The sequence below is a fragment of the Shinella sp. GW821-FHT11G07 genome (genome assembly GCF_058808115.1).
In genome coordinates this window covers 204,508-224,534 of the sequence record NZ_JBXARJ010000006.1, presented here as the reverse complement: position 1 = coordinate 224,534, position 20,027 = coordinate 204,508, and the positions used below count along the sequence as shown (strand labels likewise).

Annotated in this window: 21 protein-coding genes; 8 read left to right on the top strand and 13 right to left on the bottom strand. The window is 63.0% G+C overall.

The features are described 5' to 3' along the window. Positions 1-22: 22 nt before the first annotated feature. Together ubiB and ubiE are read right to left on the bottom strand one after the other, a co-directional pair. On the bottom strand, positions 23-1,597 hold the full coding sequence (ubiB, locus tag AC1RT2_RS14060) for a 2-polyprenylphenol 6-hydroxylase (RefSeq protein ID WP_493102706.1): 1,575 nt from the start codon (positions 1,595-1,597) through the stop codon (positions 23-25). Positions 1,598-1,634: 37 nt separating this feature from the next. Next, a complete protein-coding gene (gene ubiE / locus AC1RT2_RS14055) occupies positions 1,635-2,411 on the bottom strand; it encodes a bifunctional demethylmenaquinone methyltransferase/2-methoxy-6-polyprenyl-1,4-benzoquinol methylase UbiE (RefSeq protein WP_493102704.1) in 777 nt (258 codons plus the stop codon). 199 nt (positions 2,412-2,610) lie between these two features. On the opposite strand from ubiE, the gene mutM reads away from it, so the two are divergent. The 5 genes from mutM (at position 2,611) to AC1RT2_RS14030 (ending at position 7,806) form a co-directional block, all read left to right on the top strand. Then, positions 2,611-3,504, top strand: a complete 894-nt coding sequence (gene mutM / locus AC1RT2_RS14050) for a bifunctional DNA-formamidopyrimidine glycosylase/DNA-(apurinic or apyrimidinic site) lyase (protein ID WP_493102702.1) — start codon at positions 2,611-2,613, stop codon at positions 3,502-3,504. Between the two features lie 48 nt (positions 3,505-3,552). Then, positions 3,553-4,326 (top strand): enoyl-CoA hydratase, encoded by a 774-nt coding sequence (locus AC1RT2_RS14045; protein ID WP_493102700.1) that lies wholly within the window; start codon positions 3,553-3,555, stop codon positions 4,324-4,326. A gap of 201 nt (positions 4,327-4,527) precedes the next feature. Further along, the gene (rpsT, locus tag AC1RT2_RS14040; RefSeq protein WP_069060219.1) at positions 4,528-4,794 is read left to right on the top strand and encodes a 30S ribosomal protein S20; all 267 of its coding nucleotides are present in this window, start codon (positions 4,528-4,530) and stop codon (positions 4,792-4,794) included. 973 nt (positions 4,795-5,767) lie between these two features. Continuing rightward, positions 5,768-7,216 (top strand): chromosomal replication initiator protein DnaA, encoded by a 1,449-nt coding sequence (dnaA, locus tag AC1RT2_RS14035; RefSeq protein WP_493102698.1) that lies wholly within the window; start codon positions 5,768-5,770, stop codon positions 7,214-7,216. Positions 7,217-7,305: 89 nt separating this feature from the next. Further along, complete coding sequence (locus AC1RT2_RS14030) at positions 7,306-7,806, top strand: GNAT family N-acetyltransferase (protein ID WP_493102696.1); 501 nt, start codon at positions 7,306-7,308, stop codon at positions 7,804-7,806. Between the two features lie 16 nt (positions 7,807-7,822). On the opposite strand, the gene gcvA is transcribed toward AC1RT2_RS14030, so the two are convergent. Then, positions 7,823-8,716, bottom strand: coding sequence for a transcriptional regulator GcvA (gcvA, locus tag AC1RT2_RS14025; RefSeq protein ID WP_493102694.1), 894 nt, complete (start codon positions 8,714-8,716; stop codon positions 7,823-7,825). Positions 8,717-8,853: 137 nt separating this feature from the next. Here gcvA and AC1RT2_RS14020 point away from each other — a divergent pair, with 137 nt between their 5' ends. Continuing rightward, positions 8,854-9,795, top strand: coding sequence for a DMT family transporter (locus tag AC1RT2_RS14020; protein ID WP_493102692.1), 942 nt, complete (start codon positions 8,854-8,856; stop codon positions 9,793-9,795). Between the two features lie 6 nt (positions 9,796-9,801). Here AC1RT2_RS14020 and hemW read toward each other — a convergent pair whose 3' ends face one another. The 4 genes from hemW to rph are packed head-to-tail and all read right to left on the bottom strand — an operon-like array spanning position 9,802 to position 12,796. Further along, positions 9,802-10,995, bottom strand: a complete 1,194-nt coding sequence (gene hemW / locus AC1RT2_RS14015) for a radical SAM family heme chaperone HemW (protein WP_069060215.1) — start codon at positions 10,993-10,995, stop codon at positions 9,802-9,804. Between the two features lie 6 nt (positions 10,996-11,001). Beyond that, positions 11,002-11,646 (bottom strand): RdgB/HAM1 family non-canonical purine NTP pyrophosphatase, encoded by a 645-nt coding sequence (gene rdgB, locus AC1RT2_RS14010; protein ID WP_493102690.1) that lies wholly within the window; start codon positions 11,644-11,646, stop codon positions 11,002-11,004. An 8-nt stretch (positions 11,647-11,654) separates the two neighbouring features. After that, positions 11,655-12,068 carry a VOC family protein gene (locus AC1RT2_RS14005; RefSeq protein ID WP_493102688.1) on the bottom strand — a complete coding sequence of 138 codons (414 nt, stop codon included), beginning with the start codon at positions 12,066-12,068 and terminating at the stop codon, positions 11,655-11,657. Positions 12,069-12,079: 11 nt separating this feature from the next. Beyond that, positions 12,080-12,796 (bottom strand): ribonuclease PH, encoded by a 717-nt coding sequence (gene rph / locus AC1RT2_RS14000; RefSeq protein ID WP_069060212.1) that lies wholly within the window; start codon positions 12,794-12,796, stop codon positions 12,080-12,082. A 175-nt stretch (positions 12,797-12,971) separates the two neighbouring features. Between rph and hrcA the strand changes: the two genes are divergently transcribed. Both hrcA and grpE read left to right on the top strand, forming a co-directional pair. Continuing rightward, positions 12,972-14,051 (top strand): heat-inducible transcriptional repressor HrcA, encoded by a 1,080-nt coding sequence (gene hrcA, locus AC1RT2_RS13995; protein WP_069060211.1) that lies wholly within the window; start codon positions 12,972-12,974, stop codon positions 14,049-14,051. Positions 14,052-14,142: 91 nt separating this feature from the next. After that, a complete protein-coding gene (gene grpE, locus AC1RT2_RS13990; protein ID WP_493102685.1) occupies positions 14,143-14,766 on the top strand; it encodes a nucleotide exchange factor GrpE in 624 nt (207 codons plus the stop codon). 71 nt (positions 14,767-14,837) lie between these two features. Here grpE and ptsN read toward each other — a convergent pair whose 3' ends face one another. From ptsN to lptC, 6 genes are all read right to left on the bottom strand, one after another. Next, complete coding sequence (gene ptsN / locus AC1RT2_RS13985; RefSeq protein ID WP_069060209.1) at positions 14,838-15,302, bottom strand: PTS IIA-like nitrogen regulatory protein PtsN; 465 nt, start codon at positions 15,300-15,302, stop codon at positions 14,838-14,840. Positions 15,303-15,376: 74 nt separating this feature from the next. Beyond that, positions 15,377-15,952 (bottom strand): ribosome hibernation-promoting factor, HPF/YfiA family, encoded by a 576-nt coding sequence (gene hpf, locus AC1RT2_RS13980; RefSeq protein WP_069060208.1) that lies wholly within the window; start codon positions 15,950-15,952, stop codon positions 15,377-15,379. A gap of 250 nt (positions 15,953-16,202) precedes the next feature. Next, the gene (gene rpoN, locus AC1RT2_RS13975) at positions 16,203-17,759 is read right to left on the bottom strand and encodes an RNA polymerase factor sigma-54 (protein ID WP_493102683.1); all 1,557 of its coding nucleotides are present in this window, start codon (positions 17,757-17,759) and stop codon (positions 16,203-16,205) included. Positions 17,760-17,910: 151 nt separating this feature from the next. Beyond that, the gene (gene lptB, locus AC1RT2_RS13970) at positions 17,911-18,705 is read right to left on the bottom strand and encodes an LPS export ABC transporter ATP-binding protein (protein ID WP_493102934.1); all 795 of its coding nucleotides are present in this window, start codon (positions 18,703-18,705) and stop codon (positions 17,911-17,913) included. Positions 18,706-18,735: 30 nt separating this feature from the next. Then, positions 18,736-19,299, bottom strand: a complete 564-nt coding sequence (locus tag AC1RT2_RS13965) for an LptA/OstA family protein (RefSeq protein ID WP_493102681.1) — start codon at positions 19,297-19,299, stop codon at positions 18,736-18,738. A 7-nt stretch (positions 19,300-19,306) separates the two neighbouring features. Further along, complete coding sequence (gene lptC / locus AC1RT2_RS13960) at positions 19,307-19,978, bottom strand: LPS export ABC transporter periplasmic protein LptC (RefSeq protein ID WP_493102678.1); 672 nt, start codon at positions 19,976-19,978, stop codon at positions 19,307-19,309. Positions 19,979-20,027 lie beyond the last annotated feature (49 nt).

Here is a 20,027-nt window from a genome sequence, read left to right as displayed (position 1 = left end):
CGGTCAAGCCGGCCGCTGTCCTTTAGCTAACCTGCCAGGCGATGTAGGCGAGTATCGCGGCGATCGCCCAGAGCGCCAGGCGGCCGGAGCGGCTGTGGCGGGCTTCGGAACGGCCGATCGCTTCGGCGGTCTCAGGGTCGAAACGCAGGCCTTTTTCGGCCATGGAGGAGAATTCCTGCGACAGCATCTCTGCCTTGGCGGCAATCTCCGGGGCGGCTTCGGCAAGCCGGAGTGCGGCATGCGCGCCGTCGCGCAGGTCCGTCAGAAGGCGCTTCGGGCCGAGATTGTCGCGGATCCAGTCGCCGACGACCCCTTCCGAGGCCTTCCACATGTTGAAGCGCGGGTTGAGCGTGCGCGACACGCCTTCGACCACCACCATGGTCTTCTGCAGCATGACGAGTTCGGTGCGGGTCTCCATGTCGAAGAGTTCCGTTACCTCGAACAGCAGCGTCAAAAGCTTCGCCATGGAGATGGTCTCGGCCGGCTGGCCGTGGATCGGTTCACCGATGGCGCGGATCGCCTGTGCAAAGCTCGCCGTATTGTGGTGGGAGGGCACGTAGCCCGCCTCGAAATGCACATTGGCAACGCGCTGGTAGTCGCGGGTAATGAAGCCGAAGAGGATTTCGGCGAGGAAGCGGCGTTCCTTCTTGCCGAGCCGTCCGACGATGCCCATGTCGACGGCGACGATCACGCCCTGCGGATCGACGAAGAGATTGCCCTGGTGCATGTCGGCATGGAAGAAGCCGTCGCGCAGCGTGTGACGCAGGAAGGACTGGATCAGCGTGTCGGCGAGCGTGTCGAGGTCGAAGCCCGCGGCGCGCAGGCCCTCGACATCCGACATCTTGATACCGTCGATCCATTCCATGGTAACGACATCGCGACCCGTACGCTCCCAATCGACCTTCGGCACACGGAAGCCGGGGTCGTCCTTGGTGTTTTCGCCAAGCTCGGAAAGGGCTGCGGCTTCCAGGCGAAGATCCATTTCGATCTTCGTCGTCTGCTCCAGCGTGCGCGTCACCTCGACCGGCTTCAGCCGGCGCGTGTTGGGCAGGATCTTTTCCTGCAGTCGGGCGGCGGCATACATCGCCTCCAGGTCATGGCCGAAACGCTGGCGCACGCCGGGACGGATGACTTTGACGGCGACGCGGCGTTCGCCATTCGCATCGCGCACGATTGCGGGATGGACCTGCGCGATGGAGGCGGCGGCGACCGGATCGCCGAATTCGACATAGAGGTCATCGAGCGTCCGGCCGAGCGAGCCCTCCACCGTGGCAACCGCCGCCTCGCGCGGAAAGGTCGCCATGCGATCCTGAAGGGCGGACAGTTCCACGGCGATCTCGGCGCCGACAACGTCCGGCCGGGTCGCCAGGAACTGCCCCATCTTCACATAGGAGGGGCCGAGGCGCTCGATGGCGCGGGCGAGGCGATCACCGCGGTCTTCGCGGGAGGCCCTGCGACGGGCGAAGAGGCCGGCAACGCCGTGTGCCATGCGCGCAAGTGGCGGCATGCCTTCGGTCGGAAACGCCGAGACGACGCCTTCGCGCACGAGGACCCAGCCCACACGGGCAAGGCGAAGATAGGCGCCGAAAACGCTCATGCGGGACGATTATCCATGCGAGGGGGAAGGGCCATGCTCAGAGCTTCCAGCCCGAATGCAAGGCCGCGATACCGCCTGTGTAATTGGTGAAGTTGACGCGCGAGAAGCCGGCCATGCGGATCATCGCGGCAAAATCCTGCTGGTTCGGGAACTTGCGGATCGATTCCACGAGATACTGGTAGGGCTCCGCTTCGCCGGTGATCATCTTGCCGAACTGCGGGATCGCCTTGAATGACCAGGTTTCGTAAAACTTGTCGAGCAGCGGCATCTCCACTTCGGAGAACTCCAGCACAAGCAGCCGGCCGCCGCGCTTCAGCACGCGGTAGGCTTCCGACAGGGCCACGTCGATGCGCGGCACGTTGCGGATGCCGAACGCGATCGTATAGGCGTCGAACGTGCCATTTTCGAAGGGCAGTTCCTCCGCATTGGCCTCGACGAAATCGAGATTGGCCGTAAGGCCTTTCTTGGCGGCGCGGTCGGCGCCGACACCGAGCATCGAGCCATTGATGTCGAGCACGGTGGCGTGCGCCAGGCGGTCGGAGGCCTCCACGATGCGGAAGGCGATGTCGCCGGTGCCGCCGGCGACGTCCAGCACCTTGTAGGACGGATCCTTGCGCGGGTTGAGGCTGGCGATCATCGCGTCCTTCCAGGCCCGGTGCAGGCCGGCGGACATGACGTCGTTCATGATGTCGTAGCGCTTGGCGACCTTGTGGAAGACGTCGTTGACGAGCGCCTGCTTTTCGCCCTCGGCCACCTGGCGAAAGCCGTAGGAGGTTTCCATGCCGCCGTCCGCGGATGTGCGCTGTTCCGTCATCATCGTCTCCATGGGCCGGTCTGTCGCAGCCGAATTGCCGCAAAGACCATAGCGAATTGGCATTGGCCGCGCTATCTGAGCACCGAACCCGGCATTCGCGTGTCGATACGCTCGCGTATATAGGACATAGATTGCCGGGAGGGAAATGCCCGGCCGCGGCAAATGCGCCCAAGGTTAAAGCGACTTCAAGGAGTGGAACATGCCGGAATTGCCGGAAGTGGAAACGGTGAAGCGTGGCCTCGCCCCCGTCATGGAAGGGTCACGGATCCGTCGCGCGGAACTGCGCCGCCCGGATCTGCGCTTTCCCTTCCCGCCGGCCTTTTCCGAGGCGCTCGAAGGCCGCCACGTCGTCTCGCTCGGCCGGCGCGCCAAGTATCTGCTGATCGACCTCGAAGGCGGCGACGTGGTGATCGCCCATCTCGGCATGTCCGGTTCGTTCAGGGTCGAGGGTGCGGAGATCGCGGCTGAGACGCCCGGCGATTTTCAAATCCCGCGCAGCAAGGACCAGCGCCACGATCACGTCGTTTTCCATCTGGAGACACCGGACGGTGAGCGCCGCGTCGTCTACAACGATCCGCGCCGCTTCGGTTTCATGGATCTCGCCCGCCGCGAGGATCTCGCCGGCCACGCCTTCTTCCGCGATCTCGGCGCCGAGCCAACCGGCAACACGCTCGATGCCGATTACATCGCGGCAAAATTCCGCGGGCGCCAGACGCCGCTGAAGGCCGCGCTGCTCGACCAGAAGAATATTGCCGGCCTCGGTAACATTTATGTCTGCGAGGCGCTGTGGCGGTCGCACCTGTCGCCGGAGCGGTTGGCCGGCTCGCTGGTCACGGCAACGGGCAAGCCGAAGAAGGAGCTGGTGGCCCTGACGCAGTCGATCCGCGAGGTGATTGCCGATGCCATCGAGGCCGGCGGCTCGACCTTGCGCGACCATATCCGCGCCGACGGATCGCTCGGCTACTTCCAGCATTCCTTTTCCGCCTATGACCGCGAAAAGCAGCCTTGCCGCACGCCCGGCTGCACGGGCACGATCGGCCGCATCGTGCAGAGCGGGAGGTCGACCTTTTACTGTGCTGCCTGCCAGACGTAGAACGATGCCGGAAAGTGCGCATTGCCCGGCAAAACTGAGGAGAGAGACATGACCTATGAAACCCTGCTGGTGGAGACGCGCGGACGCGTCGGTCTCATCACGCTGAACCGACCACAGGCGCTGAACGCGCTGAACCGCCAGCTGCTGGAAGAATTGAAGGACGTGCTTGCCGGCTTCGAGGCCGATGACGGCATCGGCGCCATCGTCATCACCGGTTCGGAAAAGGCCTTTGCCGCCGGGGCCGACATCAAGGAGATGCAGCCCTACGGCTTTGCAAAGGCGATGCTCGAGGACCTCGCCGCCGGCTGGGACGACGTGGCGGGCTGCCGCAAGCCGATGATCGCCGCCGTCAGCGGTTTTGCGCTCGGTGGCGGCTGCGAGCTCGCCATGATGTGCGATTTCATCATCGCGTCCGAGACCGCGAAATTCGGCCAGCCGGAAATCACGCTCGGCGTCATTCCCGGCATGGGCGGCACGCAGCGGCTGACGCGCGCGATCGGCAAGTCGAAGGCGATGGATCTTTGCCTGACGGGCCGGCTGATGGATGCGGCGGAAGCCGAGCGCTCCGGTCTCGTGGCCCGCGTGGTGGCGCCTGAGACGCTGCTCGACGAGGCGCTGGCCGCTGCGGAGAAGATCGCCGGCTTCTCGCTCACCGCCGCCATGATGGCCAAGGAGGCCGTTGGGCGCGCGTATGAGACCGTGTTGTCGGAAGGCATGCGGGCCGAGCGCCGGCTGTTCCACGCCCTGTTTGCGACCGAGGACCAGAAGGAGGGCATGGCGGCCTTCATCGAGAAGCGCAAGCCCGCCTTCCGCCACCGCTGAGAGTCTTCGAGGCAGCCGGGCGGCGTTTCTTGCAGAATCCGCGTTGACGACCCCGCGGTTTCCAGCTATACGCCGCCCACAGTTTGGAAAGCCGAATTCTGAGGTTTTCCGATATTGCTCCCGAATTGCTTTGATGACAGGTCGCAGTGACCCGGCACGGCGAGGGTGGAGTTTGTGTCAGATTTCTGAAGAGAGGCATACATGGCCAATACAACCTCGGCAAAGAAGGCGACCCGCAAGATCGCCGCGCGTACCGCAGTCAACAAGTCGCGCCGCTCGCGCGTCCGCAACTTCATCCGCAAGGTCGAAGAGGCCATCGCCTCTGGCGACCAGACGCAGGCCGCGGCCGCTCTGAAGGCTGCCCAGCCGGAACTGATGCGCGCTGCCACCCGCGGTGTGCTCCATTCCAATACAGCGTCCCGCAAGGTCTCGCGCCTGGCGAACCGCGTTAAGACGATGACGGCCTGATCTGATCAGACCCATCGAGCTATGCAATATTAGAAAAAGCCCGGTGCTTGCACCGGGCTTTTCTTTGTTTTTTCGACCCTGCTATGGTTAATGTGCAAGGCTCGATCGTGTCAAAAGCGTGACGAGAAAAATCCTTTAAATTCAGTTAGTTGCCGGAGGTTATCCCGTTCTGGCGACCTTTCGTTACGGGAGTTTGACGGCAATTTGAGTCAAGCGAATTTTTATTTTTTTCGTTTTCCGGGCATTCCGAAACCTACCCGAAAACAAAGCCATTGATTCCTAACAGATTCTCCTGCGGGGGGCTGATTCCGAGTCAGGAAGCACCTTGCGAGTCAACGCCCGGCCCTTAATTTTGCGTAAAATTCGCGATTGATCTTGGGGCATGATCCTGCCTAAATGCTTTCCACAGGGGGCGCGGACACAGCCTTAAAATGATCGCCGACAAGACTGTCTTTCGAGGCAGCGGTGATTGTTTTGTCCCTTGTAACGGAGCGGCTCCGCTTCGTAAAATCATCAAACCGGCAATGCTTGCCCCAGATGCCTTCTGGCATTCTGGCGAGAGCATTTGTGATTTTTGGTTGCGGCCGTGAGGACGGCCGGATGATTGAGGGCAAGACTTGCCGGGCGCTCGACGAGGGAGCGGACGGCAGGGATCACAGACGGGACTGTGCGACCGGGTATGACACCGGGCCGTGCTGCACCGAAATGTGTTTGGCAAACAGGATTGCGTTGGATGTAGGGGGCCAACGTGATCGGGGCACCAGATTCCGGACCGGGCGATGGCTCGGCACGGCCGGGAGATGGCAAACATGAAAGGCGCCGGCAGGAATGCCGACGTGGCGAAGGAAGCATGAAAGGCGGCAAGATGCAGATGAATACGGCCACAAAGGCTGGTGCATTCACGAACGGGGAAAATGCACTGAAGGCACTCCCGCCAGAAGGAGTGCAGATGGCGGCGGGGGTACCATCCGATATGAAACAAGACGCGATTTTCGAACGGGTCAGTGCGCGCCTCAAGGCGCAGGTCGGCCCAGACGTCTTCGCGAGCTGGTTCGGTCGGCTGAAGCTTCATTCGGTTTCCAAGAGCCTCGTGCGCCTTTCGGTGCCCACGACGTTCCTGAAGTCCTGGATCAACAACCGTTATCTCGATCTCATCACCAACCTGTTCCAGCAGGAGGATGCGGAAATCCTCAAGGTGGAAATCCTGGTGCGCACCGCGACCCGTGGCATTCGTCCGGGCTCTGTCGATGAGGCCATTGTCGAGCAGCCCGCTCCGCAGGCCCAGCCGCGCCGCTCGGCCGGTGGCCCGCAGCCGGTGGCAAATGCCATCGCATCGGTCACGGCCTCGGCCCAGCCGCGCGCCCAGCATTCCGGCCCGCTCTTCGGTTCGCCGCTCGACCAGCGTTATACGTTCGATGCCTTCGTTGAAGGCACGTCGAACCGCGTGGCCCTTGCCGCAGCCCGCACCATTGCGGAAGCCGGCGCCGGCGCCGTGCGCTTCAACCCGCTGTTCGTCCATTCAAATGTCGGCCTCGGCAAGACGCACCTTCTGCAGGCGATTGCGCTCGGTGCTCTTTCGAGCGCCCGCAACCCGCGTGTCGTCTATCTGACGGCCGAATATTTCATGTGGCGTTTCGCAACCGCGATCCGCGACAATGATGCGCTCTCCCTCAAGGAGACGCTGCGCAACATCGATCTCCTGATCATCGACGACATGCAGTTCCTGCAGGGTAACTCGATCCAGAACGAGTTCTGCCATCTGCTCAACATGCTGCTCGATTCCGCCAAGCAGGTCGTGGTCGCCGCCGACCGTGCGCCGTGGGAGCTGGAATCGCTTGATCCGCGGGTGCGCTCCCGCCTCCAGGGCGGCGTCGCCATCGAGATGGAAGCGCCGGACTACGAGATGCGCCTGGAAATCCTCAAGCGCCGGCTTGCCGTCGCGCAACAGGAAGACCATTCGCTCGATATCTCGCCCGAGATCCTGAGCCACGTTGCCCGCAACATCACGGCGAGCGGCCGCGAGCTGGAAGGCGCCTTCAACCAGCTGCTCTTCCGTCGCTCCTTCGAGCCGAACCTGACGATCGAGCGCGTCGATGAACTGCTCGGCCATCTCGTCGCCGCCGGCGAGCCGCGCCGCGTGCGCATCGAGGACATCCAGCGCGTCGTTGCGAAACATTACAACGTGTCGCGCCAGGAGCTGGTCTCGAACCGCCGCACGCGCGTCATCGTCAAGCCGCGCCAGATCGCCATGTATCTGTCGAAGACGCTGACGCCGCGTTCCTTCCCGGAAATCGGCCGCCGTTTTGGCGGACGCGATCACACGACCGTGCTGCACGCCGTGCGCAAGATCGAGGACCTGATCTCGGGCGACACCAAGCTGAGCCACGAGATCGAGCTGCTGAAGCGCCTGATCAACGAATAGGCGCTTCGATCGCCATAGATGCATGAACGCCGTGCACGGTCTTCGGACGGCACGGCGTTCTGCTTTTGGCAGGTACATGAGGTCGCGGCATGAATCTCCTCGTCACCTACATGGAATTGTGCACGCAGCCGTCGAGTGCGGCGGTTCACCCGGCGCCCTCCGCCAATCTGGAGATCCGTGCCGAGCATCCGTCGGTGGAAGACTATCTGTCGCTCTATCGCACCATCGGCGAGCCGCTCACCTGGGACCTGCGTCTTTGCATGCCGGTGGGGGAGGTCGCGCAGTTCCTGTCCGCCCCATCCACGCGCACCTTCATCCTGAGAGAGGAGGGGCAGCCGGTCGGCCTTTGTGAATTCGACGCCGCCGAGGCCGAGGATATCGAGCTTACGCATTTCGGCCTGGTTCCGGCGGCTTACGGCCGACGGCTCGGGCCTTTCCTGCTCACAAACGCCCTGCAAGCGGTCTGGCGCGCGGGGACACGGCGCATCTGGCTTCATACCGACACGAATGATCATCCGAAGGCGCAGACGGTTTATTCCCGGGCGGGGTTCCAGCCCTACATGCAGCGGATGGAAGACTTTCCGGATTGAGCCGGCTTCCTGTCCTTCAGCTTCCACGCACGGCGCGCGCCTCGTCCGTCAGCCATTGCCGCAGCGCCGTGACCGCCGGCCGGTCGAGGGCGCCCGGCGGGTAGACGATGTAGTAGGCAAGACCCGTCGAGACGCCGCGTGAAAAGGGCGCGACGAGCCGACGCTCCTGAATTTCGCGCGCCACCAGCGACAGCCGTACCAGCCCGACCCCATCGCCCGCCTTCACCGCCTCGATTGCGCCGTTGCTGTCGTTGAACACGGGGCCGCGCATGGCGTCGATCTCGGTCACGCCCATCGCTTCCAGCCAGAGCCGCCAGTCCTGCCGGTGCACGTCGTGGATCAGCACATGGTTCACGAGATCGTCCGGCGTGTCGAGCGGCTTGGTCTCACGCAATGCCGGCGCGATGACGGGCACGAGGTCGTCGTCGAGCAGGCGTTCACTCACCAGGCCCTGGTAGCGGCCGAAGCCGTGGCGGATCGCAATATCGACGCCGTCCCGCACGAAATCGACCAGGCGGTTCGAGGCACTGATCCGAATGTCGACGCCAGGCATGCGCTCCTCGAAATTCGGCAGTCGCGGCACGAGCCATTGCGCCGCGAAGGTCGGCGTGCAGCTGATCGAGAGCGTCGCCGGCCGGGCACGGGCCAGCAACTCATCGGTCGCCTCCCGCATCAACCGGAAAGCCGAACGCATGGCCTTGAAATAGCCCTCGCCATCCTCCGTCAGCCTGAGCTGGCGCGGCAGCCGGTCGAACAGGCGCACGCCAAGCGCCTGCTCCAGGTCGCGGATCTGCAGGCTTACCGCACCGGGCGTGACGTTGAGCTCGCCGGCGGCGAGCGTGACGCTCAAATGGCGTGCCGTCGCCTCGAAGGCGCGCAGGCCGGACAGGGAAGGAAGGCGGTTGCTCATGATTTAGTTTTCCTCGCTGTTTCCCCGAAATATGATCGTTTGTGCGAAGCGAAAAGACGGGGAATTATAGCGCCAACGCCGGGTTTTGACACTCGGATATCCCGCTTGATTTAGAAAAAATCGCTTAGGAGGCCGCTATGGCGAACCGCTACATGACCACCACCGAATGGGGCCTGCTCATCGCCTTGTCGATCCTCTGGGGCGGCTCGTTCCTGTTCAACGGCATCCTCGTGCGTGAGCTGCCGACACTCACCATTGTCGCCGCGCGCGTGGCGCTGGCGGCCATTGCCCTCTGGACCATCGTTCGTCTCTCCGGCCACGCCATTCCGCGCAGCAAGGAGGTCTGGCTCGCCTTCCTCGGCATGGGCGTGCTCAACAACATCATCCCCTTTTCGCTGATCGTCTGGGGTCAGACGCATATTGCAAGCGGCCTTGCGTCGATCCTCAACGCGACCACGCCACTCTTCGCCGTGATCGCCGCTCATCTGCTGACGCAGGACGAGAAGATGACGGGCGGTCGGCTTGTCGGCGTGCTCGTCGGCTTTGCCGGTGTCGCGCTGATGATCGGTCCCTCGGTGCTCTCCGATCTTGGCACGAACGTGCTGGCGCAGCTCGCCGTGCTCGGCGGCGCCGTCTCCTATTCGATTGCCGGCATCTTCGGCCGTCGCTTCCGCAGCATGGGCCTGCCGCCGCTGCTGCCGGCCGCAGGGCAGGTGACGACGTCGGCGCTGCTGATGCTGCCTGTGGCCCTGGTGGTCGATCGGCCGTGGACACTCGCCATGCCGTCGGCGGAAGCCTGGGCGGCGCTCTTCGGCCTCGCCTTCCTCGCCACCGCACTCGCCTATGTCATCTTCTTCCGCATTCTTGCGACAGCCGGGGCAACGAACCTGATGCTCGTCACCTTCCTCATTCCGGTCAGCGCCATCCTGCTCGGCGCGATGGTGCTGGGCGAGATGCTAGCGCCAAAACATTTTGCCGGCATGGCGCTGATTGCCGTCGGGCTAGCAGCGATCGACGGGCGGCTCGTGCGGATGTTTCTGGAGAAGCGCCGGCCGATCGGCTCGGACGCCAAGAGCTGAGGCGGCTCAGCAGGCGAGATCGGCAACGACCGCGTCGAGGATCAGCATGCCGGCCGGTGTACAGCGCAGCCGCGAATTGCCGAGCCGCTCGATGAAGCCGTGATCGATAAGAAACTGTTCGCGATCCGGATCCAGGTCGCGACCAGACAGCATCTGCCAGCGGACGAGATCGATGCCCTCCTTGAGGCGCAGCCCCATCAGCAGCAACTCGTCCGACTGCGCCTCGCGCTCCAGCAGTTCTTGCTCGACCATGCCGTGGCCCTCTGCCTCGACCAGTTCAAGCCAGCCTTCCGGCCGCCGTTCCGTGGCGGTCGCGATCTTCGCGCCACCGGTCGTCAACCGGCCATGCGCGCCGGGGCCGATGCCGACATAATCGCCATAGCGCCAGTAGGTGAGGTTGTGGCGGCTTTCGGAGCCGGGGCGGGCATGGTTCGAGACCTCGTAGGCCGGCATACCCTCGCGCTCGGTAATCTCCTGCGTCGCCTCATAGAGCACGGCTGAGTGTTCGCCGTCCGGCACGATCAGCTTGCCCGCCTTGTGCAGGCCGTAGAAGGGCGTGCCCTCCTCGATGGTGAGCTGGTAGAGCGAGAGATGGTCGACGGCGTAGGAGACGGCTTCTTTCAGCTCGCGATCCCACTCTTCGACCGTCTGGTTCGGGCGGGCGTAGATCAGGTCGAACGACATGCGCGGAAAGATGTCGCGCGCCAGCCGTATCGCCTTCAGCGCATCGGCGACGTCATGCAGTCGGCCGAGGAATTTCAGGTCCCGATCGTTCAGCGCCTGCACGCCGAGCGAGACGCGGTTGACACCCGCCGCGCGATAACCGCGAAACCGCTCGGCCTCGACGCTCGACGGATTGGCCTCCATGGTAATCTCGATGCCGTCAGGCACATGCCAGTGGCGCGCGATACCGTTCAGGATCGCATCAACCGTCTCCGGTGCCATCAGCGAGGGCGTGCCGCCGCCCATGAAGATGCTGGTGACGCTGCGCGAGCCGGTGAGGCGACGCATCGTCGCCATTTCCTTCAGAAACGCCTGCACGAAGCGCGGCTGGTCCACCGGCTGATGGCGCACATGGCTGTTGAAGTCGCAATAGGGGCATTTGGCGGCACAGAACGGCCAGTGCACATAGATGCCGAAGCCCGGATCGGAGAGATCCACGGCGGAATTCGGCCGGATATCGAAGGGCGCCGCCGTCATTGAACCTCAAGCCTTCAGGCAGGTTTCGACGAAGAGCTTGAAGGCGCGGGCGCGGTGCGACAGCGCTGCCGCGTCACCCGGCTTCCAGCCATGCTTCTGCTCCGCACTCATTTCGCCGAAGGTCGTCTCATAGCCTTCGGGCTGGAAGACCGAGTCATAACCAAAACCCTGGCTGCCGCGCGGCGGCCAGACGACGGTGCCCTCGACTTCGCCGCGGAACAGTTCCGTATGGCCATCCGGCCAGGCAAGGCAGAGCACGGAGACGAAGCGCGCGGTGCGATCCTGCGCGTCGGTCACGCCCTTGTCGGCAAGGGCCTTCTCGACCTTCTCCATGGCCATCGCGAAGTCGCGCGTGCCGTCCTCTTTCTCCGCCCAGTTTGCCGTGTAGACGCCCGGCGCACCGTCGAGCGCATCGATGACGAGGCCGGAATCGTCCGAAAGGGAAGGCAGGCCGGAGGCCTTGGCCGAGGCGAGCGCCTTGATCGCCGCATTCTCTTCGAAGGTCGTGCCCGTCTCGTCCGGCTCTTCGAACTTCAACTCGGCGGCCGATTTGGCCGAGAAGCCGAAGGGGCCGATCAGGTCCTCGATCTCGCGGATTTTTCCGGCATTGTGGCTGGCGACGACGATCGTCTTGGTGTCGAGCTTGCGCATAAAAGTCCCTAAGCGATGTTCCAGAGGCTCGGCTCGGCACATTCAAGACTGTTGCCGGCTGGGTCGCGGAAATAGATGGAGCGGGCGCCGTTCGGCCAACAAAAATCCGCTTCGATGGTGATGCCGGCTTCTTCGAGCTTTTTCACCCAGAAATCAAGCTCTGGCCCCGGCACGCGGAAACAGGCATGGCCTGGTCCTGTCGCCCCATGGACCGGCACGGGAAAGGCGTGGGGCGGCGGAACGACGGTCTCCTTGGCATTGAAGATCAGGAGAACGCCGGGACCGCAGCGGAAGAAGACGTGGCGGTTCGCCTGCCGCGTGATCTTTTCAAGGCCGAGAACACCGCCATAGAAGGCTTCCGCCGCGTCGAGGTCGTCCGCATAGAGCGCGGTTTCGAGAATGCCTTCGATCGCGGCGGTCATGGGCGCCTTCCTTAGGCGATGGTCTGCTTCTGCAGGGTGACCAGTTCGGCAATGCCATTGCGGGCAAGCGCCATCAGGCTGGAGAACTCTTCTTCCGTGAACGGCTTGCCTTCGGCCGTGCCCTGGATTTCGACGATGCCGCCCGAGCCGGTCATGACGAAGTTGGCGTCCGTCTCGGCAGCGGAATCCTCGAGATAGTCGAGGTCGATGACCGACTGGCTGGCGAAGATGCCGCAGGAGATCGCGGCGACATGGTCCTTCAGGACCTTCTCGACCTTGATCATGCTGCGCGCTTCCATCCACTTCAGGCAGTCGTGAAGGGCGATGAAGGCGCCGGTGATCGAGGCGGTACGGGTGCCGCCATCGGCCTGGATGACGTCGCAGTCGACGGTGATCTGGCGTTCGCCGAGCGCTTCGAGATCGACGACGGCGCGCAGCGACCGGCCGATGAGGCGCTGGATTTCCTGCGTGCGGCCGCCCTGCTTGCCGGCAGCGGCTTCGCGGCGCATGCGGTCACCCGTGGCGCGCGGCAGCATGCCGTATTCAGCGGTCACCCAGCCCTTGCCGCTGTTGCGCAGCCATGGCGGCGTCTTCTCTTCGAGGCTTGCAGTAACGAGCACATGCGTGTCGCCGAACTTGACGAGACAGGAGCCTTCGGCATGCTTGGAGATGTTGCGCTCGAAGGAAACCTTGCGCATCTGATCGGTTTTTCTGCCGGACGGCCGCATTGCGAACTCCTGTCTCGTGATATCTGGAACGCTGCTTTAGACCAGTTCGCCGGGCGAGGGAATGGCGCGGCGTCACCCCGCGCGATTTCTCGGGATGCTGCGCCGCGAAAATCCGTTTTGCGCTTCCGCCCGAAATCACTATATTCCCTGGAAATAACGAGGTTGCAGCGGAAAGATGGTTTTGAAGTCTCCGGGTCCTGACAGTCAGGCGGCGCTCGACGAGCGTTCGGGCGAAGTCTTTCGCCGCATCGTGGAAAGCTATCTGGAAAGCGGAGAGCCTCTCGGCTCGCGCAACCTGTCGCGTATCCTGCCCATGTCGCTGTCGCCCGCTTCCGTGCGCAACGTGATGAGCGACCTTGAAGAGCTCGGTCTCATCTATTCACCGCATACCAGCGCCGGTCGGCTGCCGACGCAGCTTGGCCTGCGCTTCTTTGTCGATGCCTTCATGCAGGTCGGCAACATTTCGGCGGAAGACCGCGCCTCGATCGAGCGGCATGTGCGCCCGCACGGCCAGAAACATACCGCCGTCGAGACGATGATGAACGAGGCGAGCCAGGCGCTGTCCGGCATGTCGCGCGGCGCTGGCCTCGTCATTACCTCGAAGAACGACGCCATTTTGAAACATGTCGAGTTCATCCGGCTGGAGCCGACCAAAGCGCTTGTCGTGCTGGTCGGCGATCATGATCAGATCGAAAACCGCATCATCGAACTGCCGGCCGGCGTCACCAGCTCGCAGTTGACGGAAGCGGCCAACTTCCTCAACGCCCATCTTGCCGGCAACACGCTGTTTGAAGCGCGCGCCCAGCTGGAGCGCCTGCGCGGCGAAATCAGCGGCGAGCTCGACAAGCTGTCGCAGGATCTGGTCGAGCGCGGGCTTGCGGTCTGGTCCGGCGGCTTCGATGCGGCGAAGCCGACGCGGCTCATCGTGCGCGGCCGGGCAAACCTGCTCGAAGGCCTTGCCGGGGCGGAGGATATCGATCGGCTGCGCATGCTGTTCGACGACCTGGAGCGCAAGGACAGCCTGATCGAGCTCTTGAACCTCGCCGAGACCGGCCCGGGCGTGCGTATCTTCATCGGCTCGGAAAACAAGCTCTTCTCGCTCTCCGGTTCTTCGCTGATCGTGGCGCCCTACCGCGACAGCGACGAGAAGATCGTCGGCGCTGTCGGCGTCATCGGGCCGACCCGGCTCAACTATTCCCGTATCGTGCCCATGGTGGACTATACGGCCCAGCTCATGTCGCGGCTTTCGCGCTGAACTCTGGCAATCCAGCCATCAGCCCTTGATTTTTCGGGTTCAAAGCTCGATATCGGGCCCAACCCTTAAAAGATGCAATTCGGAGTACGTCATGACCGACGACAACAAGAAACATGGACCTGACGAAGGCGCGGAAAACGGCTTTGCAGCAGAAACGTCCGCACCGGACGACGTGGCTGCCGAGGTTGATGCCCCTGCCGAGCCGGATCCGATCGACGTTCTGCGCGCGGAAAACAGCGACCTCAGGGACCGGTATCTCCGCCTCGCCGCGGAAATGGACAACCTGCGTCGCCGCACCGAGCGTGATGTGAAGGACGCCAAGTCCTATTCCGTCGCCGGTTTTGCGCGTGACATGCTGGCCGTGTCCGACAACCTGCGCCGCGCACTGGACGCCATTCCGGCCGATGCCCTGGAAAGCGGCGATGCCGGCCTGAAGGCGCTGGCGGAAGGTGTCGAGATGACCGAGCGTTCCATGCTCGCCGCCCTCGAACGCCACGGCGTGCGCAAGCTTGATCCGGTCGGCGAAAAGTTCGACCCGAACTTCCACCAGGCGATGTTTGAAGTGCCGAACCCGGAAGTCGCCAACAACACGGTCGTGCAGGTCGTGCAGGCCGGCTTCGTCATCGGCGAGCGCGTGCTGCGCCCTGCCATGGTCGGCGTGTCGAAGGGCGGCCCGAAGGCGCCCGCCGGCGAGGCAAGTGCTGCGCAGGCCTGATCCTCGATCGAATGAAAAAGAAAAACCGGCGGTCGCAAAACCGCCGGTTTTTTCATGCGTATACGAAATTGTCAGGCCGCGTTCGACGCCTGCTCCTCGCTGAGGCAGGCGTAGATCGCGCTCTCGCTGTCGGAGGCGCGCAGCTTCGCGACCATCGATGGATCGCGCAGCACGCGGGCGATGCGTGACAGCGCCTTCAAATGGTCCGCACCGGCGCCTTCCGGCGCCAGAAGCAGGAAGACGAGGTCGACCGGCTGGTCGTCCAATGCCTCGAAGTCCACAGGGGTCTCCAGTCTCGCGAAGAGGCCGGTGATCTGTGAAAGCTCCTTCAGCTTGCCGTGCGGGATGGCGATGCCATTGCCCACACCGGTCGAACCGAGCCGTTCGCGCTGAAGAATGACGTCAAAAATCTCGCGTTCCGGAATTCCGGTGAGCTTCGCCGCTTTTGCCGCCAGTTCCTGAAGCATCTGCTTCTTGGAATTGGCCTTCATCGCCGGAATAATCGCACTTTGCTGCAGCAAACCTGCCAATGCCATGCTTTTGTCCTCGTGAGGCGGGTGAAGGGATTGAAGAAACGTGGTGCCGGTTTCCGGCACCACGCTCCCGTCACTCAGCCTTTGATATTGGCTGCGTCGATCCAGCCAATATTGCCGTCGTTGCGTCGGTAGACGATATTGAGCTGCTCCGACCCGGCGCTGCGGAAGAGAAGAACCGGCTCGTCCGTCATGTCGAGCGCCATGACGGCGCTTGCGACGGACATCGTCCTCAGTTTCTTCGTGCTTTCCGCAACGATGGTCGGTGCGTAGTCCTCGGGAAGTTCATCCTCTTCGTCGGGGACCGAATCCATCACCGTGTAGGCCACTTCTGCAAAGGCATCGTGACCATTGCCGTTGTGGTGTGCCTTGAGTTTGCGCTTGTACCGGCGCAGGCGTTTCTCGATCCGTTCGGAGGCCGATTGGAAGGCCACCAAGGGGTCGTTTGCTTCGCCATTTGCCTGCAAGGCCATGCCCGTATCCAGGTGGATCTTGCAGTCCGCGCTGTACCGCGATCCCGCTTTTTCCACGGTGACCTGGCTCGAATATCCTCCGTCAAAATATTTGGTTACGGCCTCTCCGACCTGGTCTTCAATGCGCTGACGGAAAGTTTCGCCGATTTCCATATGTTTACCGGATACACGCACACTCATGGAGGTTTCCTCTCGTTCGTGATTTGCGTGCAACAGTCTATTCCAACCTTCTCCACGTTCCAAGCTTTTACGCATGCGATGGAATTTCCGTCACATGCGGCAAGAAAAGCGGGGATATGTCCGGAATTCCGGCCTGCCTTCTCTTCAGAAGAGGGGCGCGCAGTAGCCCGTCCCGGTGGCGAAGTCAATTAGTGGATTCAGGCATTGTTAATGTTTGGCTGTCTGAAACGCCGGTTCTCCCGGCTTTGTTTCAGGAGGCGGCTGCCTTGGCGAGCGCCCGTTTTTCCCGCCGCCGCTGTACGGAGGAAGGGATGTTCATGGCTTCACGGTACTTCGCGACCGTCCGGCGGGCGAGATCGACACCGCCCTTGCGCAGGATATCCACGATATCATCGTCCGAGAGCACGGCATCCGGCTGCTCCTGCACGATCATCGTACGGATGCGGTGACGGACGGATTCCGCCGAATGGGAATCGCCGCCCTCCGCCGAGCCGATCGAGACCGTGAAGAAATATTTGAGCTCGAACAGGCCGCGCGGCGTCAGCATGAACTTGTTGGAGGTGACGCGGCTCACCGTCGATTCATGCATCTTGATCGCCTCGGCGACCGTCTTCAGGTTCAGCGGCCGCAGGTGGTCGACACCGTGCATCAGGAAGGCATCCTGCTGGCGCACGATCTCGGTCGCCACCTTCATGATGGTGCGGGCGCGCTGGTCGAGGCTGCGGGTCAGCCAGTTGGCCGTCTGCAGACATTCGTTGAGAAAACCCTGGTCCTCGCTGTCGCGGCGCGTGCGGCTAGAGACGGAGGCATAGTAGTCACGGTTGACCAGCACGCGCGGCAAGGTGTCGGCATTGAGTTCGATATGCCAGCTGCCGTCGGGCGCGGCGCGCACGAGGATATCCGGCACCACGGCTTCCGAGGCGCTGGTCTCGTAGCGCGTGCCGGGCTTGGGATCGAGCTTGCGGATTTCCGCCAGCATGTCGAGAAGGTCTTCCTCGTTGACGCCGCAAAGCTTCTTCAGCGTCGCGAAATCGCGCCGCGCGAGAAGCTCGAGATTGTCGATGAGGGCCGCCATCGCTGGATCGAACCGATCGCGGGCTCGCAGCTGGATCGCCAGGCATTCGCTGAGCGAACGGGCGAAGACGCCGGGCGGATCGAGTTCCTGGAGCCGATAGAGCACGCGGTCGACCTCAGCGACGGGCTTGCCGAGGCGAAGCGCCGTCTCGGCCGTGCTGCCCTGCAGGTAGCCGGCTTCGTCGAGCTGATCGACGAGATGCTGGGCGATTAGCCGGTCGATCGGGTCGGACAGCAGAAAGGGGATCTGCTCGCCCAGAACGTCCCGCAGCGTCTTGCGGCCTGCCACGAAGTCGTCGAGGTCGTAGCCCTCGCCGTCACCACCACCACCGGGCATGGACTTCCACTGGTCGGCGAGTTCCGGCGCATCGGCGGTCCGCGGCCCGGCATCGTCGGGGAACATGTTGTCGAGGCCGCCGTCGAGCGTTTCGGAGGCACTTCCTGCATCGGCGGAATCGTAGAGGTCGGGCTGGAACCCATCGTCACCGCCAATGTGTTCGGCGTGTGCACGATCTTCACTGGGTGTCGAGTAGTCTTCGGCAGCCCGCTCAGGGTCGCGTGCCCCCTCATCGCCGGAAACGACTTCGAGCAGCGGATTCTTCTCCACTTCCTGCTCGATGAACTGGTTGAGCTCGATATGCGTCATCTGCAGCAGCTGGATGGACTGCATGAGCTGGGGGGTCATCACCAGCGATTGGCTTTGGCGCAGGAAAAGGCTGGCTGCGAGTGCCATGCGGACGCTTTACTCCCTGGAAAAGCGGCCCACGGCCATCGTGGCGGGGCGACGAGATCCAACTGGCCCAAAAATTGCTTTTTTGAGAAGTTTGGTCAAGTCGCAGCCGCGAACTTGGTGAAGATCGCGGCGATCGGGTGCGTATTTCGCCCTACAGGCTGAAATTATCGCCAAGATAGAGGCGGCGCACATCCGGATTGGCGACGATGTCGTTCGCCCGGCCATGCGTCAGCACTTCGCCGGCATGGATGATGTAGGCCCGGTCGATCAGGCCAAGCGTCTCGCGCACATTGTGGTCGGTAATGAGCACGCCGATGCCGCGCGAGGTGAGGTGACGCACCAGCGCCTGGATGTCGGCGACCGAAATGGGGTCGACGCCGGCAAAGGGCTCGTCGAGCAACATGAAGGTCGGGTCGGTCGCGAGCGCGCGCGCGATTTCAAGACGGCGGCGTTCACCGCCCGACAGCGCGATGGCCGGCGACTTCCGCAGATGCGAGATCGAGAATTCGGCAAGCAGGCTGTCGAGCTTGTGCTCGCGCTCCGCCTTGTCCTTGTGGTGCACTTCCAGCACGGCGCGGATGTTGTCTTCGACCGTCAGGCCGCGAAAGATCGAGGCTTCCTGCGGCAGATAGCCGACGCCGAGGCGCGCGCGCCGGTACATCGGCATGGTCGTGACGTCGTTGCCGTTGATCTCGATCGAGCCTTCATCCACCGGAACGAGACCGGTGATCATGTAGAAACAGGTCGTCTTGCCCGCACCGTTCGGCCCGAGCAGGCCGACGGCCTCGCCGCGGCGCACGACAAGCGACACGCCGTTGACGACACGGCGGTCGCGATAGGTCTTGGTCAGCCCGCGGGCAATGAGGGTCCCGTCGTAGCGCGAAAGATCGGCGCTGCGCTGGGGTTCCGGCGCGGCTTTCTTCGGGCGGCGCGTCAGGCGGGTGATGAGGGAGGAAGTCACGGGCAGGGCGCTATATCAGTTCGTTTGCTTGCGGGACTTGGGGTCCAGCTGGATCATCACCCGGCCGCCGCAAGCGTCGAGCTTGGCTTCGCCGGTGCTCATGGTCACCAGCAGCTGGCAGCCGACAAAAACGTTCTTGCCCTCCGACAGCACGACCTTTTCGCCCTTCAGCAGCAGCGTCTCGTTGACGAGGTTGAACGTGCCGGTATCGGCCGTCGCTTCCTGCGTGCCCGACTTCAGGTAGACTTTTTCCGAAACGTCGATCTTCTCGATATCCGCGTTACCGCTCGCCACCGAACCGCTGCCGCCGGCGGCATAATAGACGATCATCTTGCCGGCCTGGAGCGTCGTCGTGCCCTGCACGACCTTCACATTGCCGCTGAATTCAGCCTTGTTTTCCTGGTCGCGGATCTCGAGCTTGTCGCTCTGGATCTGGATCGGCTGATCGTTCGACAGCTGCATGCCCTTCATGCGGCTCGACGTCTGCTGGGCGCCCGCAGGAACCGAGATGAGCGCAAGGCTTGCTGCAAGAACGGTAATGCTGGCGGCCCGGATGGGGGCGGAAAGAGTGGCGAACATGGCGCTCTTACTTTTCTCGGTTGCGGATGGCGGCGGGATCGACGTCGACGACGACCTTGCCTTCGAAGACGACGACCCTGCCTTTATCTGTCATTCGCAGCGACTGCGCAACAATGGATGCTTCGCGCGAACGGATGGAAACGGGCTCCTCCGTCGACATGTTGCCGCCGTCGATATCGAGATGGGCCGAGCGGAAGGCGGCTTCGAGGCCGGTATTGAGGTTGATGGTGAAGGGGGCGATCATGTCGAGCAGGTTCTTGCCGCGATCATAGACGCCGGTCGCGGCGATCACCTCGGCAATCGTGCTTTCATTGACCGGCACCTTCGCCCTGATATTTTCCAGCGTGAGCACATCCGGCTGCTTGATGTCCTGCAGCGCCCGCTCCGCCTTCATGGAATAGCTGATGCCGTCTTTGTTGCGACCGGAAATCGCCGGGTTGCGCATGACGATCTTGCCGTCTTCGATGGAGGCGCTTTCCACCTGCAGGTTATCGGGCACATAGGTGCGCACGATCGAAACGATGACGAAGATGACGCCGATGATGATGGCGGTGACCGGCAGGGCGACCTTTAAGACGCGCACACGGGAGGAATGCCGCGTCGCGAGGCGGTAAGCCTCGGCGGATACGCCTATGCCCTGTGCACCGGTCATCGGTGCTTCTGTCACGGTGTCCAGCATTTTGCCTGCTAAAATCTCGCGGTACGGCCTTCGCTGCGAAACGGTGGGC

What these genes read in the sequence shown, in the direction of transcription:
- ubiB (WP_493102706.1), bottom strand. Translation starts at nt 1,597, where the DNA reads ATGAGCGTTTTCGGCGCCTATCTTCGCCTTGCCCGTGTGGGCTGGGTC.
- ubiE (WP_493102704.1), bottom strand. Translation starts at nt 2,411, where the DNA reads ATGACGGAACAGCGCACATCCGCGGACGGCGGCATGGAAACCTCCTAC.
- mutM (WP_493102702.1), top strand. Translation starts at nt 2,611, where the DNA reads ATGCCGGAATTGCCGGAAGTGGAAACGGTGAAGCGTGGCCTCGCCCCC.
- AC1RT2_RS14045 (WP_493102700.1), top strand. Translation starts at nt 3,553, where the DNA reads ATGACCTATGAAACCCTGCTGGTGGAGACGCGCGGACGCGTCGGTCTC.
- rpsT (WP_069060219.1), top strand. Translation starts at nt 4,528, where the DNA reads ATGGCCAATACAACCTCGGCAAAGAAGGCGACCCGCAAGATCGCCGCG.
- dnaA (WP_493102698.1), top strand. Translation starts at nt 5,768, where the DNA reads ATGAAACAAGACGCGATTTTCGAACGGGTCAGTGCGCGCCTCAAGGCG.
- AC1RT2_RS14030 (WP_493102696.1), top strand. Translation starts at nt 7,306, where the DNA reads ATGAATCTCCTCGTCACCTACATGGAATTGTGCACGCAGCCGTCGAGT.
- gcvA (WP_493102694.1), bottom strand. Translation starts at nt 8,716, where the DNA reads ATGAGCAACCGCCTTCCTTCCCTGTCCGGCCTGCGCGCCTTCGAGGCG.
- AC1RT2_RS14020 (WP_493102692.1), top strand. Translation starts at nt 8,854, where the DNA reads ATGGCGAACCGCTACATGACCACCACCGAATGGGGCCTGCTCATCGCC.
- hemW (WP_069060215.1), bottom strand. Translation starts at nt 10,995, where the DNA reads ATGACGGCGGCGCCCTTCGATATCCGGCCGAATTCCGCCGTGGATCTC.
- rdgB (WP_493102690.1), bottom strand. Translation starts at nt 11,646, where the DNA reads ATGCGCAAGCTCGACACCAAGACGATCGTCGTCGCCAGCCACAATGCC.
- AC1RT2_RS14005 (WP_493102688.1), bottom strand. Translation starts at nt 12,068, where the DNA reads ATGACCGCCGCGATCGAAGGCATTCTCGAAACCGCGCTCTATGCGGAC.
- rph (WP_069060212.1), bottom strand. Translation starts at nt 12,796, where the DNA reads ATGCGGCCGTCCGGCAGAAAAACCGATCAGATGCGCAAGGTTTCCTTC.
- hrcA (WP_069060211.1), top strand. Translation starts at nt 12,972, where the DNA reads ATGGTTTTGAAGTCTCCGGGTCCTGACAGTCAGGCGGCGCTCGACGAG.
- grpE (WP_493102685.1), top strand. Translation starts at nt 14,143, where the DNA reads ATGACCGACGACAACAAGAAACATGGACCTGACGAAGGCGCGGAAAAC.
- ptsN (WP_069060209.1), bottom strand. Translation starts at nt 15,302, where the DNA reads ATGGCATTGGCAGGTTTGCTGCAGCAAAGTGCGATTATTCCGGCGATG.
- hpf (WP_069060208.1), bottom strand. Translation starts at nt 15,952, where the DNA reads ATGAGTGTGCGTGTATCCGGTAAACATATGGAAATCGGCGAAACTTTC.
- rpoN (WP_493102683.1), bottom strand. Translation starts at nt 17,759, where the DNA reads ATGGCACTCGCAGCCAGCCTTTTCCTGCGCCAAAGCCAATCGCTGGTG.
- AC1RT2_RS13965 (WP_493102681.1), bottom strand. Translation starts at nt 19,299, where the DNA reads ATGTTCGCCACTCTTTCCGCCCCCATCCGGGCCGCCAGCATTACCGTT.
- lptC (WP_493102678.1), bottom strand. Translation starts at nt 19,978, where the DNA reads ATGCTGGACACCGTGACAGAAGCACCGATGACCGGTGCACAGGGCATA.